The 16,142-nt window shown below is 47.9% G+C and carries 14 protein-coding genes and 2 tRNA genes; 14 read left to right on the top strand and 2 right to left on the bottom strand.

Going from position 1 to position 16,142, the window contains the following annotated elements; all coding sequences use genetic code 11:
• Positions 1-43 precede the first annotated feature (43 nt).
• Positions 44-478 (top strand): hypothetical protein, encoded by a 435-nt coding sequence (locus A1OO_RS08535; RefSeq protein ID WP_017002724.1) that lies wholly within the window; start codon positions 44-46, stop codon positions 476-478.
• Positions 479-1,117: 639 nt separating this feature from the next.
• Positions 1,118-1,933 (top strand): hypothetical protein, encoded by an 816-nt coding sequence (locus tag A1OO_RS08530; RefSeq protein ID WP_017002723.1) that lies wholly within the window; start codon positions 1,118-1,120, stop codon positions 1,931-1,933.
• Positions 1,934-2,019: 86 nt separating this feature from the next.
• On the opposite strand, the gene A1OO_RS08525 is transcribed toward A1OO_RS08530, so the two are convergent.
• Positions 2,020-3,231, bottom strand: a complete 1,212-nt coding sequence (locus A1OO_RS08525; protein WP_017002722.1) for a glycerophosphodiester phosphodiesterase family protein — start codon at positions 3,229-3,231, stop codon at positions 2,020-2,022.
• Positions 3,232-3,512: 281 nt separating this feature from the next.
• On the opposite strand from A1OO_RS08525, the gene hutC reads away from it, so the two are divergent.
• The 8 genes from hutC (at position 3,513) to A1OO_RS08485 (ending at position 12,166) form a co-directional block, all read left to right on the top strand.
• Positions 3,513-4,220: a histidine utilization repressor gene (gene hutC / locus A1OO_RS08520; protein WP_017002721.1), complete on the top strand. Its 708-nt coding sequence runs from the start codon at positions 3,513-3,515 to the stop codon at positions 4,218-4,220.
• Between the two features lie 154 nt (positions 4,221-4,374).
• Positions 4,375-5,583, top strand: a complete 1,209-nt coding sequence (gene hutI / locus A1OO_RS08515; protein ID WP_017002720.1) for an imidazolonepropionase — start codon at positions 4,375-4,377, stop codon at positions 5,581-5,583.
• Complete coding sequence (hutG, locus tag A1OO_RS08510) at positions 5,573-6,577, top strand: formimidoylglutamase (protein ID WP_017002719.1); 1,005 nt, start codon at positions 5,573-5,575, stop codon at positions 6,575-6,577. Before hutI ends, hutG begins: the two co-directional genes overlap by 11 nt.
• The gene (gene hutU / locus A1OO_RS08505) at positions 6,577-8,271 is read left to right on the top strand and encodes a urocanate hydratase (protein ID WP_017002718.1); all 1,695 of its coding nucleotides are present in this window, start codon (positions 6,577-6,579) and stop codon (positions 8,269-8,271) included. Before hutG ends, hutU begins: the two co-directional genes overlap by 1 nt.
• 9 nt (positions 8,272-8,280) lie before the next feature.
• Positions 8,281-9,816 (top strand): histidine ammonia-lyase, encoded by a 1,536-nt coding sequence (hutH, locus tag A1OO_RS08500; RefSeq protein ID WP_016962068.1) that lies wholly within the window; start codon positions 8,281-8,283, stop codon positions 9,814-9,816.
• A gap of 207 nt (positions 9,817-10,023) precedes the next feature.
• The gene (locus A1OO_RS08495; RefSeq protein WP_017002717.1) at positions 10,024-10,890 is read left to right on the top strand and encodes a fructosamine kinase family protein; all 867 of its coding nucleotides are present in this window, start codon (positions 10,024-10,026) and stop codon (positions 10,888-10,890) included.
• A 103-nt stretch (positions 10,891-10,993) separates the two neighbouring features.
• A complete protein-coding gene (hxpB, locus tag A1OO_RS08490; protein WP_017002716.1) occupies positions 10,994-11,644 on the top strand; it encodes a hexitol phosphatase HxpB in 651 nt (216 codons plus the stop codon).
• A gap of 318 nt (positions 11,645-11,962) precedes the next feature.
• Positions 11,963-12,166, top strand: a complete 204-nt coding sequence (locus tag A1OO_RS08485) for a CPXCG motif-containing cysteine-rich protein (RefSeq protein WP_016962065.1) — start codon at positions 11,963-11,965, stop codon at positions 12,164-12,166.
• 97 nt (positions 12,167-12,263) lie between these two features.
• On the opposite strand, the gene A1OO_RS08480 is transcribed toward A1OO_RS08485, so the two are convergent.
• Positions 12,264-12,872, bottom strand: coding sequence for a riboflavin synthase (locus A1OO_RS08480; RefSeq protein WP_017002715.1), 609 nt, complete (start codon positions 12,870-12,872; stop codon positions 12,264-12,266).
• Positions 12,873-13,143: 271 nt separating this feature from the next.
• Between A1OO_RS08480 and A1OO_RS08475 the strand changes: the two genes are divergently transcribed.
• The 4 genes from A1OO_RS08475 to A1OO_RS08460 all read left to right on the top strand — a co-directional run bounded on the left by A1OO_RS08475 (position 13,144) and on the right by A1OO_RS08460 (position 16,045).
• Entirely contained in the window at positions 13,144-14,514 is a 1,371-nt protein-coding gene (locus A1OO_RS08475) for an MATE family efflux transporter (RefSeq protein ID WP_016962063.1), read from the top strand.
• A gap of 133 nt (positions 14,515-14,647) precedes the next feature.
• Positions 14,648-15,670: a DUF3080 domain-containing protein gene (locus A1OO_RS08470; protein ID WP_241819076.1), complete on the top strand. Its 1,023-nt coding sequence runs from the start codon at positions 14,648-14,650 to the stop codon at positions 15,668-15,670.
• 189 nt (positions 15,671-15,859) lie between these two features.
• Positions 15,860-15,936: transfer RNA gene (locus tag A1OO_RS08465), tRNA-Val, on the top strand.
• 32 nt (positions 15,937-15,968) lie between these two features.
• Positions 15,969-16,045 (top strand) — tRNA-Val (locus A1OO_RS08460).
• Positions 16,046-16,142: the final 97 nt, after the last annotated feature.

The raw sequence follows: 16,142 nt of genomic DNA, 5'->3' as shown, positions 1-16,142 counted from the left end.
ATAAACGTCGCTTGCTAAATCGTCATACAGAGATTTTCTTGTAATGCCATCAACGTCCACTTCCCCCCTGTTCTTGTCGCTACTTTTTCCTTTCTTTGCTTTTGCTGACAGTCAAACAGCAGAGACCGAGTTGTCTTCTCACTCTTTACATTACAGCCAGCTCATTGCAGAGACCTGTTCAACACAAGTCACTCAACAAGACAGAGAACAAAACGCATTTCGTAAGATGTCTAGCGCTCTTGCCAATGCGCAAGTAATGGACCGCCAATATACGGTTACACCGAGCCTACTCGAGCAAATGCATAAGCTTTTACCAAGGTACATTGATTGTGATGCACCCGCTCAAACCCAGCTAGAGCCTATTGTTGATAGCTTCATTTCGTTTCTCGCCGTGAATCGTAAGCTGCCGAGTGATGAGCGCCGTGCCTATATAAAGTACGCGATGAAACTGTCAGAAATTGATTCGCAGTCAAAGTGAACTCATTCCCCTACGTCTACGTAGAGGAATTTAATGTTGCACTGCTATCGCTTGGGCCTTCATGGCGTTCGTCAAAGAGGCCTCTTTTTCCGGCTTATAACTTCGCCACGAAAAAAGGCATCAACAACGACTGATAAATGAATGTCTTTCTCTTCACCTCGTCGTCAAAAGTTTCCTAGGCGACCCACTCACTTTCATATCAAACTGTTAAAAGCCCTCATAAATCGTAGATTTTTCCTATTTTCGGCTGATTACAACAAGCAATAACAGATAGTTACAATCTCATCACGCTTAATGTTTCAATAATATTTCACACTACCATCAAGTATCTGAGACAACTGACCCCTGCATAAAATGCATCGTTAAATATACACCTTCACCCCCCAGCGCACCTTGCGATATAGCAAAGACACCTGCAGTATTTTCTAAAAATATTGAATGGTGTTTTTTATCACGCTGATATCAATTAATGCTCGTTGCGTTAGTCATTCGCAATAAAAAAGTCTGCCACTCGTCTCGATGTCTGATGCTCTCTCAGATAGGCGCTTTTCGACGAGTTGCTATCTAAACGTCTCGGTCAAGCAGTACGAGGCATCTAAGGAACGTGAAGGTAAATTCACAACATTAAGGAAAAATATCATGGGATGGTTTACAAACTTTTTTAAGGGAATTGGGGATGCTATTAGCGCCGTTGGCGATGCAATTGCTGATGTAACCACGGGGATCGCCAATGTGGTCAGCACAGCAGTCAGCGTCGTTGATGAATTTATTAGCGACGTTGGTGATAAAATCGCTGATGCCACCGCCGACATACCGATAGTCAACGGCATTACCGCAGCAGTCGCGACAGTCATTGATGGCGTTACTGATGCAGCCGAAATCGTCACACATCACTTTATGATGAATGTAGCGCAAGTTGGTCAAGCGACAGGAACCGTCATCTCAACAACAGGTGACGTGGTTGATGCCGTTTGCGAAGGTAATACAGAATGTATCCCCGAGATCATTAAAGATGGTATTGGTGAGATAGTAGAAACTGCTGATCAACATCTTGCGATGCACCTTGAGCATGATATCGAATTACTTCAAATCCCACTCGAAATGGTCGCAGAAGCATCCAGTGAGCTATTAACGGGCATCATCGGTCACAATGACATTTCTCAAGCACCGTTTCTATTAGATGACGCTCAAAGCTTTGTGTTCGACACTGTCATTCACGAAGGCATCCTTGAGCCCGCTGTCGACGCATGGGCGGTTACCAACAATCACGTGTTTGGCAACGTGGTCGATCAACTTTCACATGCTGACATGGGCATGGGTTGGGCAACAGACCACGGAATGGGTCCTGATACTGGTCACAGTAGTGATATGGGCCATGGAACTGACCATAACAACGGATGTGGTTGTGGTGACACAACAATGCCAGCTGTGGCTGACGAATTTATGTGGGTGTAACCCATTAAGTAACATCTGGGCGTTTAAAGCGTCCAAGTCAACGCTAAAAACGGCCTCATCGCATTCAGCATGAAGCCGTTTTTTATCTATTCTAGCCCCATGCAGTTTGCGTAAAACGTGGTGGTTGCTGGCCAGTCTGAAAATACCCCCACTACCCCAACATCTTGCGCCAATACGTCCAGCAAAGTCATGACATCACCGTCGTTATTGATCACGTCTTTCACTGATTGGTAATACCATCCGCCACCATTGCCAAGATGACCAGAACGCTCCAACGTCCAAGTAATGATGCCTAACCCCGCTGCTTTGGCATGTTTAGCATAATCAGACGGCGCAATGTTACCCTTCTCATCGACAGTGACCAATGCATAAAGTGGTGGCGATATATATCCCACACCGCTCTCTTTCAGCGCTTTCATGTCTTTTAACGACGACTTCCAGCTTTCATCATCGTACATACGTGAATCTAAGTAGACCGATTGTTGACCAAATTCAGGTTCATTGGCGACCCAGTAATCCACATCATCAGTATTGAAAGACTGCGGATAAACGTCCAACGCTTTTACACCTGCCTCTTTGTATTCATCAATCATTTTTTGTGCGTAATCGCGCTGCGTAAAGCCATTGTAGGGCATAGGAACTTTGGGCTCTTTTAGTTCAGGTGTCATTTTCACGCCCAAACTTTTCAACAGTGCAATGCTCTCTGCATGCGTCATCAAGGTGCCACGACTGGCATACAGGTCAGTACGAAAATCTGCCGTACCATTCATGTATTCTTCTGGTGTTGTCGCCATGGGATTCGCACCATCCATTTTTCCCTTGAGTTGTCTAAATTCGTCCAAAGTGAAATCTGACGTGCGGCATTCCGCCGTTGCTTTCTCGCCCGTTTGAGGATTGGCAGGCGTGAATGGTACGGTGCATTTTTCGGCTAATTTTGGATAAGCCAACACATCCGTCGTGGTGTGCAGATCGTTTTGAGAATGACGACACACCAGTTGCTTGTCTTTGGTAAAGGTGACATCACACTCTATGATCCCCGCGCCCATTTGCGCTGCAGCCACATAGGATTCCTTCGTGTGCTCGGGAAACTGCAATGAAGCCCCGCGATGACCAATTGAGAAGGTGCTTTTCTTCGGTGAATTTGAAAAGCATGCTTCAAGCTTTTCTTTGAGCGGACCACTGTCCATGTCGGCGACCAGATAAAAAGGACGAGGCCCTAAAGTGACAGGGTCGGCAGCCATCACACTGCCTGTTGCGAATATCGAAAATAGAACGCCAAAGCTGACGATATTTTTCATGGTCTTTTCTCCCTAGAGGGTAAAGTGCGATATCTAATAACATTTGCGATATAAGAATAGCGATATAACCGTAATCGAACGGCATTCTGTGCTTTCAATATGACTAATTTGAGACAAAAGCTTGACGATTGGATGTTAAGTTCAGCCTTGTCTTTGAATCGCAACACCTTCACCCTGACTTGCTAGGCACATAACTTCTTCGCCCCTTAAAAAACCACACTTGATTTTCGCCGCCAAGTCATACACTCTTATTTGTATATACGAATAGTCACGGTGTTCATATGACAGCTACGCCTCGCTTTAAACAAATTCAGGAATACCTGCAGAAGAAAATTGAATCACGAGAATGGACAGTAGGGACACGCGTTCCTACTGAGGCGGAATTGTGCGAACAATTTTCAGTAAGCCGAATGACGGTTAACAAAGCGGTGAGGGATCTGGTTAATGAAGGCTGGCTAGAGCGCACACCAAGGCTTGGTACATTTGTGTGTCAAAAGAAAGCTGAAAGTCCTCTGATGGATATTCGTAACATCGCCGACGAAGTTCAGGAACGCGGGCAACGCTATCACAGTGAGATTGTCTCACTGCAAAGCATCAGTTCGCCTGAGGATGTCGCCATGCGTTTAGGCATGATGCTAGGGTCAGAAGTCTACAAAAGTGAAATCGTACATTTCGCCGATGATATGCCCATTCAACTTGAAATCCGTTGGGTGAACCCCGCGCACGCTCCCGATTACTTAAAGCAGAATTTTTCAACCATCACACCCAATCAGTATCTGGTTTCTCAATGCCCTCTGAGTACGATAGAGCATACTGTTGAAGCAATTCTCCCTCCCCCGCACGTTGCCTTACACCTTAGTATGGACAGCCGACACCCCTGCTTGTTGCTGCATAGAAGAACGTGGAGTGAAGGCCAATTGATCAGTGCGGCGTTACTGTATCACCCTGGCGATCGCTACAAGCTCAGCGCGAGAGCCGTTCTCGATTAAGCCAGCGACAAGATGCTGACAAATATCTCAAAAATACTCACTGGCCACTTAGATTTACACTTTTGATCACATTCATGTAACACAGTATCTTGCACCCGTTGATTTAATTGTCTATACATTTGTATAGACATATAGATTACAGGCGCAGTGGTAGATGAAAACAATGTTCACTGACTGCCGTATCGTCAGTTTGCACACAGACGTAACCGAACAACAAGGTTACCAAGTGCAAGAAAACATGATGATTGCGGTTGAAAATGGCGTTATTAGCGCCCTCGGTTCGTCATTGCCATCAGACGGCTTCACACATGTCTCACTCGAGAATCGACTTGTCACGCCCGGTCTCATTGATTGCCATACCCATTTGGTTTTCGCTGGTAACCGCGCCAACGAATTCGAGCAGCGCCTCAATGGCGTTTCTTACCAAGATATTGCCGCACAAGGTGGCGGTATTCTTGCGACGGTTAATGCCACACGCAAAGCAAGTCTTGAATCCCTCATTGAACTCGCGTTACCACGTGCAAAAGCATTGATTAGTGACGGCGTCACAACTGTAGAAATCAAGAGTGGTTATGGCCTAACGGTTAATGACGAACTGAAAATGCTTCGCGCCGCGAAAATGGTAGGACGAGAAGCAAACATCCACGTCACGACAACGTTGCTTGGCGCACATGCACTTCCTCCTGAGTTTGCTGGAAGAGGCAACGATTATATCGATCTGGTGTGCAATGAAATGATCCCCGCTGCCGCAGAAGATAATCTAGCCGATGCCGTGGACGTGTTCTGCGAAGGCATTGGTTTTAGCAAGATACAGATGCAGCGTGTGTTCGAGGCGGCCCTTTCACATGGCCTGAAAATCAAAGGTCATACTGAGCAACTTTCCAATCTGGGCGGTAGCGCTCTTGCTGCCCAAATGGGCGCGCGCTCCGTCGATCATATTGAATACATAGATTTAAGTGGCGTGGAAGCCCTCGCCGCTAACAACACCGTAGCGACCTTGCTTCCCGGTGCGTTTTACTTTCTAAGAGAGACTCAAAAGCCACCTATTGATCTGCTACGAAAAAATCACGTCCCAATGGCAATAGCCACCGATTTCAATCCCGGCACCTCACCGTTTGCCAGCCTGACACTGATGATGAACATGGCGTCGACATTCTTTGGCCTAACTCCCAAAGAAACCCTTTATGGCGTCACCAAACATGCCGCCCAAGCATTGGGACTGAACAAAGGTCAGCTAGCCATCGGATCCGATGCAGACTTTGCGGTTTGGGATCTTTCCGAGCCCGCTGAACTGAGCTACCAGATTGGAGTGACAGGCCTCCATGCTCGCTACCTCAATGGAGTAAAAGCCAATGACCATTGATATGTCGCTTTGGCAAGGTCGCATTGATGAAGAAGACGGTGACAAAGGTGCGCGGCTTCATCAAAAAATTCAACCTGCTGACAAAGCGAGCGAGCCCGGCATTATGCTGATGGGCTTTGCGTGCGACGAAGGTGTTTCACGCAACAAAGGCCGCGTCGGCGCATATGCTGCGCCCAATGAAGTTCGTAAAATGTTGGCAAACCTACCGTGGTACGACTCACGTCCGTTTTACGACAACGGCAATACGCCTTGTGACGATCACGATCTCGCAAAAGCTCAGAAGCTACTGGCAAAAAACGTTACCGATGCTCTCAGACAAAAGCACTTCCCCATTATAGTGGGAGGAGGCCATGAAGTAGCATGGGGCACGTTTCAAGGGCTCGCCAACCACTGCCTACAAAAAAACACGACCACCCCACCGCGTATTGGCATCATCAATTTTGATGCGCATTTTGATCTTCGTGCGCCGTCAGGGCAAAGCGCTCAAGGCAGTTCAGGTACCCCGTTTTCACAGATTGCCGATTTCTGCCAACACCGTGGTTGGCCGTTTCACTATGCGTGCATAGGTGTCAGCAGAGCCAGCAATACTCAAGCTCTTTTTGATCGTGCTGAATTACTGTCGGTTTTGGCCATTGAAGACAAGCATATTTCTGCGGAATCGCTATCGACAGTGCGAGACAAACTTCAGGGTTTCATGTCACAGGTCGATGCGCTTTACCTCACCATCGACATTGACGTGTTTCCTGCATCAACCGCTCCAGGCGTCAGTGCACCTGCCGTTCATGGCGTGGCTTACCCACTGGTGGAGTCATTAATTGAAGACATTCTGTCTGCTGAAAATAGCGACGGAACAATGAAACTTACCCTTGCCGATATCGCAGAACTTAATCCGCGATATGACATTGATAACCACACTGCTCGCCTTGCTGCCCGTCTTATTTGGACAATTGCTCGCAGCCTTTCTGGTCCTACCCATTTTCAAGGAGTGATGTAATGAACGACCCTCGTCTGGATCTCTCGCGGACTATAGAAGCCCCAACAGGCACAACGCTTACCGCCAAGTCATGGCTTACCGAAGCGCCGCTGAGAATGTTAATGAACAATCTTCACCCCGATGTAGCTGAACACCCGCATGCGCTGGTGGTTTACGGCGGTATTGGCCGAGCAGCCAGAAACTGGCAATGTTTCGACAAAATTGTTGACGTGCTGACTCGACTCGAAGATGACCAGACCTTGTTGGTTCAATCCGGTAAGCCTGTGGGCGTATTCCCTACCCACAAAGATGCGCCTCGCGTCTTGATCGCTAACTCGAACTTGGTACCGCACTGGGCAAACTGGGAGCACTTCAACGAGCTCGATAAGCAAGGCTTGATGATGTATGGCCAGATGACAGCAGGAAGTTGGATATACATTGGTTCACAGGGCATTGTTCAGGGCACATACGAAACCTTCGTCGCTGTGGCGAAAAAGCATTTTGGTGGCGAAGCGAAAGGTCGGTGGGTTCTGACGGGCGGATTAGGTGGCATGGGTGGTGCACAGCCCCTCGCTGCCACCATGGCTAACTTCTCAATGATCGCCGTCGATTGCGATGAAAGCCGTATAGATTATCGCCTACGCACAGGTTACGTCGACAAAAAGGCCATCGACCTCGATGGTGCCTTAGCCCTGCTTCAGCAATCACTCGACGACAACACACCTATTTCTATTGGTTTGTTAGGCAATGCTGCGAACATCTTTGCAGAACTCGTGGAACGCGGTATCACGCCAGATGTGGTTACCGACCAAACCTCGGCGCATGATCCACTCAATGGCTACCTGCCAAAAGGCTGGACCATGGAATACGCCGCCGAACAGCGCAAAATTGATGAAGCGGGCGTAGTAAATGCCGCCAAAATTTCCATGGCAGAGCAAGTCAAAGCCATGCTGACATTGCAAGAACGCGGCGCGGCGACGCTCGATTACGGTAACAATATCCGTCAGATGGCGCTGGAAAAAGGTGTAGAGAACGCGTTCGATTTCCCCGGATTTGTGCCTGCGTACATTCGCCCATTGTTCTGCCAAGGCATTGGCCCTTTTCGCTGGGTCGCACTGTCTGGCGACCCAGAGGACATCTATAAAACCGATCAAAAAGTCAAAGAACTGATCCCTGATAATCCGCATCTTCATCAATGGCTAGACATGGCAAGAGAGCGCATTCAGTTCCAGGGATTGCCCGCGCGTATCTGTTGGGTTGGTTTGAAAGATCGTGCTCGTCTTGGTTTAGCGTTCAATGAAATGGTCAAAAATGGCGAGTTGAAAGCCCCTATCGTTATTGGTCGAGATCACCTTGATTCTGGTTCAGTCGCCAGTCCAAACCGTGAAACCGAAGGCATGTTAGATGGCTCAGACGCCGTCTCAGATTGGCCGCTCTTGAACGCGCTTTTAAACACTGCCTCAGGTGCGACTTGGGTGTCACTCCATCACGGTGGCGGCGTGGGCATGGGTTTCTCGCAACATTCTGGCGTTGTCATTGTCTGTGACGGTACCGAAGATGCCGCCAAACGCGTCGGACGGGTACTGCATAACGACCCGGCCACAGGTGTGATGCGCCATGCAGACGCAGGCTATGGCATTGCTATCAACTGCGCCAAAGAACAGCAACTGGATTTACCGTTGCTTGATGTCCCAAATGTGCCCGTGATTAAGTAAGGAATAACCATGTACAAACTAACATTGACCCCGGGCGAACTTACCCTGAAACAACTTCGCGCGGTCAGCCGCGAAGGCGTACAACTTTCTTTCACAAGCGGCGTAAAAGAACACATGCAGCCAAGCATTGATACTGTCGCCAATGTGCTATCCGAAGGGCGCGTGGTCTACGGTATCAACACAGGCTTTGGCTTGTTGGCAAACACGCGCATTGATGCCGAGGATCTGGAAACACTTCAACGCTCTATTGTGTTGTCACACGCTGCTGGCATTGGCACTTTCATGGACGATCATACCGTCCGTCTGATGATGGTGTTGAAAATAAACAGTCTCGCTCGTGGTTATTCCGGTATTCGATTTTCCGTCGTTGAGGCATTGGCAACGCTGATTAACGCAGACGTCTACCCCTGTATTCCAAAGAAAGGCTCTGTCGGTGCATCTGGCGATCTCGCCCCACTGGCTCACATGAGCACGGTGCTTCTAGGTGAAGGACAAGCAAGACATAAAGGCGAGATAATTTCTGGCGCTGTTGCACTGAAAATAGCGGGATTAGAGCCTATCACCCTTGGCCCTAAAGAAGGTCTGGCACTTCTTAACGGCACACAAGCTTCAACGGCATTTGCGCTTGAAGGCTTATTTGCAGCGGAAGATCTTTACGCATCCGCCACAGCATGTGGTGCGTTGTCAGTAGAAGCGGCGCTAGGAAGTCGCCGCCCGTTTGATCCGCGCATTCATCGCGTACGCGGGCATCGCAGTCAAATAGACGCCGCCGCGGCTTATCGTCATTTATTAGAAAACGACAGCGAAATTGGCAACAGCCATCAAGGGTGCGAAAAAGTGCAAGACCCCTACTCGCTGCGCTGCCAACCACAAGTGATGGGCGCTTGCTTGCAACAGATCCGCAATTCAGCCGACGTACTAGAAATTGAGTCTAATTCCGTGTCCGATAACCCCTTGGTGTTTAGCGACGATGGTGACATTATTTCTGGCGGCAATTTCCACGCAGAGCCAGTCGCAATGGCGGCAGATAATCTCGCCCTCGCCATTGCAGAAATTGGCAGCTTGTCTGAGCGTCGTATGGCATTGCTGATCGACAGTGGTCTGAGCAAGCTTCCACCATTTTTAGTCGACAATGGCGGCGTTAACAGCGGATTCATGATTGCACAAGTCACCGCGGCAGCACTGGCAAGCGAAAACAAAACACTCGCACACCCTGCGTCAGTTGATAGCCTACCTACGTCTGCCAACCAAGAAGATCATGTTTCCATGGCGACTTTCGCAGGCCGCCGACTCACCGAAATGGCTGAAAACACACGAGGTATTCTTGCCATTGAATTGCTTTCAGCCTGTCAGGGTTTGGATTTCCGCGCACCATTAAAAAGCACAAAACAGCTAGAGCAGATCAAAGCGGAGCTAAGAAGTCATGTTAGCTTCTACGACAAAGACCGTTACTTTGCGCCAGACATAGAAAGTGCCAACAATCATCTCAAAAATGCCAGCCATAACAAGTTCATGCCAGCACAGTTGTTGCCAAGCATCAGATAGTCATGGCCGTATTTTGGATTATAAAAGCCACGGATTAAGCTCTCACTGAACATTTACCGGAGCCTTTACCGTAAAGGCTCCGCTGATTTTTTTACAAAAACCGAATATCCATCATATATTGCAAGCTTTGCAACACCTCACTCTGCACAGATTGCGCTACTATTTTGTTATCACACCAAATTTGCACGCTTAATGCAGAGGTTCCCTATGTGGCATTCGCTTTCTGTTCAGCTTTCACTCGCTCTCGGTCAGCAGTTTGAAGTCGAAGAAAAAATGCCGATTGACGGTGGCGATATTAATGAATGTTACGCTATCAGTAGCGGCGAAATTCGTTTCTTCGTCAAAATCAATTCACGTGAAAACCTCCCAATCTATGAAGCGGAAGCAGAGGGTTTGCGCCATTTAGCAAACAGTGCAGAGGTTTCCGTCCCGCAAGTTATCTATATGGGCGTGATTAAAGAGAAAGCTGTATTGGTGTTGGATTATTTGCCCATGAAACCGCTTGATGACGAAAGCGCCTATTTGCTGGGTAAAGACATGGCGCTATTGCATCAGTGGGGTGAACAACTGGAATACGGTTTCGACATTGATAACTTCATCGGCACAACGGAACAGCGAAATAGCTGGCACAGAAAGTGGGCTAACTTTTTTGCGGATCACCGTATTGGGTGGCAGCTAAAATTAGCCGAAGAACGTGGCATGTCGTTTGGCGACGTAGAGACGATTGTTGAAGCCGTAAAAGACCGGCTTGTCGGCCATCAACCAAAAGCCAGCTTACTTCACGGGGATTTGTGGAAAGGCAACGCATCAGCGACCATTAACGGCCCGGTTGTCTTTGACCCCGCTTGTTATTGGGGTGATCGAGAAGTTGATGTCGCCACGACACAGCTTTTTGGCGGTTTCCCGCAAGACTTCTATCGAGGTTACAACGAAGTGTTCCCACTTGATGAAGGCTTTGAGCAGCGCAAAGACATCTACAATCTCTACCATATGATCAACCATTGCCTGATGTTTGGCGGGCACTATCTCGAAGAGACAGAGGCTTTGATCAACAAACTGGGGTTAACTGAATAAAGTCGTTTACGAGTTACATCGAATTGAATTAAATTGTGGGCGCATATTGGCGCCCTTTTCGATCTTGTGCGCTTTTTCTTCCGCCCGACAGATGGTATTTCCTATGATTCAAGCTGCAATTTTTGATATGGATGGCCTGATCGTTAATTCAGAGCCTTTCTGGCAAGACGCTCAGTTAGCTGTACTGAGTGAACTGGGTGTACAACTCACCCGACAAGACACCATCGACACCACCGGCATCCGTATCGATCAAATCGTTAAGCACTATTACGAAACACAAGGCTGGCAAGGCCCATCTTGTGACCAAGTGTGTGACATGATTTTGGATAAAGTGATCGAACTAGTCGCAATTCACAAGCCCATTATGCCAGGTGTGATTCACGCTCTCGAGCTATGCAAAGCTGCCAACCTTCGTATTGCACTGGCGTCTTCGTCGCCGCTTCGATTGATAGAAACCACGCTCAAAGCGCTGGATTTGGAAGACTGGTTCGAGCAATGCCACTCAGCTGAGCATTTGAAGTACGGTAAACCTCATCCAGAGGTATATCTCAATACCGCAGACAGCCTTGGTATCTCCCCTGAAAATTGCGTAGCACTTGAAGATTCGTTTACGGGTTTATTAGCCGCGAAAGCAGCGCAAATGCGAACCATTGTTGTGCCAGAACATGCAGTTGCCGACCAAGCTCGCTGGGTGATCAGTGACGTCAAACTTACGTCGCTTAACGAATTAACCACGGAAATATTGACGCGATAACACTGAATTGGGCGTGATTTTCACCAAATTACGCCCTTTTTTCATCCATTCTCTGAATCCCGCTCGCAATTCGACATACCCACACACACCTAGCAACGTTTAGTTACGTAACCCATAACAACCAGAAAATCATTTCGATCAAACACATTATGCAAATGAATGCTTTAGCGTGAATTCTGGTCTCGGGTCATAGTTTGACCTTATTTCACTGAGCAAAGATTCTTCATTTCTTAGAATGGGAACACATGATTGGTTCAGGCAACAGCTACCTTTTCACCATCATGTTGAGAAGCTCGCGGTTCAGATAGGGAGTTGGACATGCAAAATTATACTGAAAGAGGGATCGACTGTCCGCATTGTGGACACAAGATTCGCATTACATTGGATACAAGTGGTGGCGACCAAGAGTTCTATGACGATTGCCCATCTTGCTGCCACGCTATTCACCTCAATTTGCAGATTGACTCGCAGCACAAGACGATCAACTTATTTGTCGACGCGGATGACGAGCAAATTTTTTAAATTGCCCAAACACATATAGGTTACGTCAAAAGCCAGCATTGCTGGCTTTTTTACGTCTCGTGCTTCACGTCGAATAGAACAAAAAATAGTGACGCAATTACATGCGGGCCGCCAACACTCGCTCTACTGTGTCAACAACGGCTTGTGTTTGCGGGTCGACTTCAATGTTTACCTTGTCTCCCACCTTGCGCCAACCCATGTTTGTTCGCTGCATCGTTTCTGGGATTAAATTGACGCAGAAGCAGTTATCTCTCACCTCACCGATCGTAAGGCTGATGCCATCAATGCCTATATAGCCTTTATCAAACACATATTTTGTTATGTGCTGAGGCAATTCCATCCACACTTGGCGATTGTTCTCGCTATCAATCACATCTGAAACCTGCGCCGTGCACATGATGTGGCCTGACATGGAGTGGCCGCCAATTTCATCGCCAAACTTGGCGGCTCTTTCAAGGTTAATCTTGTCACCCTCAACCAAAGTGCCAAGGTTTGTCAGGTTTAACGTCGCCTGCATTAAATCAAACCACACAAGATCGCCATCCACTTTAGTGACAGTCAGGCAACAGCCGTTATGTGCGACCGACGCGCCGAGAGTTATCCCTTTTAATAACTCTTCGGTAAAGCGCACGGCATGGCTTTGAAAGTCTGTCTTCTTGTCAATATGAACAACATCGGCTGTAGCCTGAACGATTCCTGTAAACATGTTTGCCCCCTGATACCCATAAAAAGCGCTGCTTTGTCTATTCTATCTATCGCGAAAACTGATACCCAGTGACAGTACGCCCGTATCGGCGTCCATCATCAAAAGCAAACAATAAACTCGTTAAACAACATCTTACGCCAGTGTCACCGTCTTGAGTCAACATCATATATAAATATGTAGTACTTTCTCCGTTGTATTGATTGCCGAAAGTCTCGGCAGGCGTATAATTCGCTGTCCTTTTTCCTGCCTCTTTTCTATTTCGGAGTTATAGGTGCAAAATTATCGCCTAGAAGCCAAATCCATCATTAAGTTGGGGATCCCAGTCTTTATCGCGCAACTTGCGCAAACCTCAATGGGATTCGTTGACACCGTGATGGCAGGTGGCGTCAGCGCCACAGACATGGCTGCGGTTGCCGTTGCATCCAGCATTTGGTTGCCCTCTATACTGTTCGGTATCGGCATTTTGCTTGCCATGGTTCCCATCATTGCTCAACTGCATGGATCTGGTCGTCAAAGTAAGATTCCGTTTCAAGTGCAACAAGGCATCTACATGGCGCTAATCATGTCCGTGCCTATTATCTTGGTGCTGATTAACGCCGGTTACATCGTTAACTATATGGACGTAGAACCTGCACTGGCTGAAAAAACCATTGGCTACTTACATGCCATCAGTTGGGCCGTGCCCGCGTTCTTGTTGTTCCAAGCACTACGAAACCTAGCCGAAGGCATGTCCCTCACTATCCCAGCAATGGTGATTGGCTTTATCGGCTTAGCAGCGAACGTGCCGCTAAACTGGATTTTCGTTTACGGTAAATTCGGTGCCCCAGAACTCGGCGGTGTCGGTTGCGGTGTTGCAACTGCAATCGTGTACTGGCTGATGCTGGTAGCAATGCTTATCTACATCAAGGTCAACAAACGTCTTAACCGTGTTGAAGCGTTCAATGGATTTTCGAAACCAGACGTTCCAGCGCTTTGGCGTATCTTCAAAATGGGCTTGCCTGTTGCTGCTGCCATTTTCTTTGAAGTCACTCTGTTTGCCGTTGTTGCCCTTCTGATTGCGCCTCTAGGTTCAATGGTTGTCGCGGCACACCAAGTTGCCATCAACTTTTCATCCATGGTGTTCATGTTGCCAATGAGCTTGGCAACGGCAGTAAGCATTCGTGTTAGTCATCAGTTGGGCGAACGCTCTATAGAGGGTGCAGCACGCGCCGCTAAACTCGGTATTCTGATTGGTTTTGGCACCGCGTTGATCACGGCAGCACTCACCGTGTTGTTGCGAGAGCCTATTATTCACCTCTATACCAAGAATACAGAGGTTGTCACCATTGCTGCGAATCTGATGTTGCTGGCAGCTATTTATCAATGTACCGATTCCATCCAAGTGGTCGCTGCGGGTGCATTGCGCGGTTACAAAGACATGCGCGCTATTTTTGAGCGCACGTTCATTGCGTATTGGATCCTCGGCGTACCGATGGGCTACATCTTAGGTATGACCGACTGGATCGTGGAGCCAATGGGCGCCTACGGTTTCTGGATAGGTATTATCGTTGGCCTAACGTCTGCCGCGATCATGCTAGGAATGCGTTTACATTGGATTCGCAAGCAGCCTGAGTCCTATCAGTTGGCGATGGCTGAAAAGTAATCGTAACGCTTCCTCACTTCTCAAATCCCGACGTCATGTCGGGATTTTTCTTTGTGTGCCACGATTTTCGATCCTGCTTTTCATATACTTCGTAAACGTTAATAGTGATTTGAAATAATGGAATACTGCTGGCTTGAAGATCTCACTCCTTTTAGTGAATACCCTGATAGTTGCGACGTTGAATGGTTGCTTTGGCACAGATCCGGCGGTGGAAAACTTCTCCAACTATCAACAACGACTCGCCAATGTACTCGATACCGAACGACTTCCTCTGCATAAAGCCGTTGTTATTGCGCTCCCCAGAAAACGGGATCTTGTTTTGCCCCTCGAAGATGTCCGCATGGGCTTATTGGATGCTTATGAACTAAGAGAGTGCGGCTTGTTTCAACTTGTCGCAGACAGGAATTCGATTCTTGGCAAAGTTCAGGATGCGTTTCGCCAGTTGGACTACGAAGTGAAACTGCTTCGTACATTAGAACGTTGTTTAGACTTGGTTGAAGACCCAACTCTCACTGCAACATTAAAAGAGATTCAGGCGCATAAGCAACGTCAAATACAAACCGTATATTGGAATACCTTTGTTGCCAGTGATGCATGGCGAAAACAGCTCACACCGCCAAACTCGGCAATGATCCCGCCTGAAGCCCCTCTTCCACATAGCGATGCCTTGCTCGCCATCACTGCATACACCAATGCGATTATATCGCCCAGTTCCAACCTCAGTATCATCGCCATGCAAGAACCGATCGAAAAACAGCGCTATCTCGGTGCGTTGTTTTATTCCATGGATGAAAGTACGCGCTGGCTAAACACAATCACACAGCAACTTGAGCGCGATGATAGCAAAGTGATTTGCGGAGCCAACCGCGACAAAACACGACTCAATTATCTGCGAAATGTTTTTGACACGTTTTTCGTGGGTGACATACAGCCCTATCTTTCCAAAATCAACAGTCTATACCTTGATGTACAACCGGCTCTTGAGGCATTGGATGGACAACTGCCTAAAACAACGCCATTTTTAGCGTATAGCGATGCCTATCTGGGTGGCGCTCATTATCAAGATTTTCAGCTATCCATCAAAAATCACGTCGGCTATTGGCAACGCCTTTTCAAACGTTGTCAGCTACAAGTAGGCAATCAGGCGAAAAAATAGACTGAGCCTTACTTCTCAGAAACCAAATACTTGAGCTTTCGTGCACACAGAGGCACCAATTTGTTCACCAAATCGTCAAACGAACGCAGAAGCACAAAAAAGTCAGGTTTTACGCTTGCGCGCGTTCCTCCTACTCGCTAATATTCATCCCGCTTTCACGGAAAGCTTCGCTGAAGTTCAGCACGGTATGCGTCTATAGCTCAGTTGGTTAGAGTACTGCCTTGACATGGCAGGGGTCGGCAGTTCGAGTCTGCCCGGACGCACCATTCCTTCCCTAACCAGGATGGAATCAGAATTTGGGTCTATAGCTCAGTTGGTTAGAGTACTGCCTTGACATGGCAGGGGTCGGCAGTTCGAGTCTGCCTAGACGCACCAAGCTTCTCCTTAGAAACAACGTTATCGAAAGATAACAATGCAATGCGTCCGTAGCTCAGTTGGTTAGAGTACTGCCTTGACATGGCAGGGGTCGGCA

Origin of the sequence: Enterovibrio norvegicus FF-33, assembly GCF_000286835.2 — a bacterium.
Classification (GTDB): Bacteria; Pseudomonadota; Gammaproteobacteria; order Enterobacterales; family Vibrionaceae; genus Enterovibrio; species Enterovibrio norvegicus_A.
The sequence above is the reverse complement of the archived record's forward strand: the minus strand, read 5'-3'. Positions and strand labels throughout refer to the sequence as shown.